Genomic DNA, 1046 nt, shown 5'->3' with positions numbered 1-1046 from the left:
CATCCCTTCTTTAATTGCTTCTTTTCTGAGCTCTGCTACTTGACCGCTTTCGTGTATGTGCCCTTTTAAGCTTTCGGATAAGGGCATGATTTCATAAACGCCTGCTCGACCGCGATAGCCTGTTTGTCGACATTCTTGGCAGCCGACGGGTTGTTGCGCATTTTGAGGCAAAGGTGTTTTCCAAGGTCTGGTAAGCATTTTCCAGTCTTCCTCTTCAAGCTCGACAGGTGTCTTGCAGGACGTACAAAGGGTTCTAACCAGCCTTTGGGCCATCACGCCCAATACCGTTGCTTTTATTAGGTATGGAGGGATGCCGAGTTCCATTAATCGCGTGATTGCGCTGGGTGCGTCATTAGTATGCAGTGTCGAAATAACCAGGTGGCCTGTCAGGGCAGCTTGTATTGCCATCTCGGCTGTTTCCAGGTCTCTTATTTCACCAATCATTATGATATCGGGGTCTTGTCGCATAAGGGCTTTAATGCCGCTGGCGAAATCCAGGTCGATATTTTGTTGGATCTGCATCTGATTGAAGGCAGGTTCTACCATTTCAATCGGATCTTCAATCGTGCTGACATTAACTTCGGGTGTCGCGAGTTCACGCAAGGTCGAATAGAGCGTTGTCGTTTTTCCTGAACCGGTCGGGCCGGTAACGAGAATAATGCCATTTGGCTGACCGGTCATTTGCTTCCAGCGTTTTAAATCTTCGCTAGAAAAGCCTAACTCAGAGAATGAGCATTGTAAGACTTCCGGATCGAAAACACGCATTACTAGTTTTTCGCCAAAGGCGGTAGGCAGGGTTGAAAGACGGAGCTCTATTTCCTTCTCATTGCTGTTACGTGTTTTTATTCGGCCATCTTGTGGTTTTCTTTTTTCGGCGACATTGAGGCGACCTAGAATCTTGAAGCGGCTGGTAACCGCGATGCCTACTTTGGCGGGAAATTCATAGACGTTATGCAGTACACCATCAATTCGAAAGCGTACTTGTGAGATTTCCCGGCGTGGTTCAATGTCAGCACGATTGAAGATCCGATTGAAATGGTAGAACC

Annotated in this window: 1 protein-coding gene; it reads right to left on the bottom strand. The window is 47.4% G+C overall.

Annotated elements, in window-relative coordinates:
• On the bottom strand, positions 1 to 1046 hold a 1046-nt coding region (locus tag A3756_RS22955), incomplete at both ends, for a GspE/PulE family protein (protein ID WP_197481480.1).

This window comes from Oleiphilus sp. HI0086 (assembly GCF_001635225.1).
This window is presented reverse-complemented; position numbering and strand designations above follow the sequence as displayed.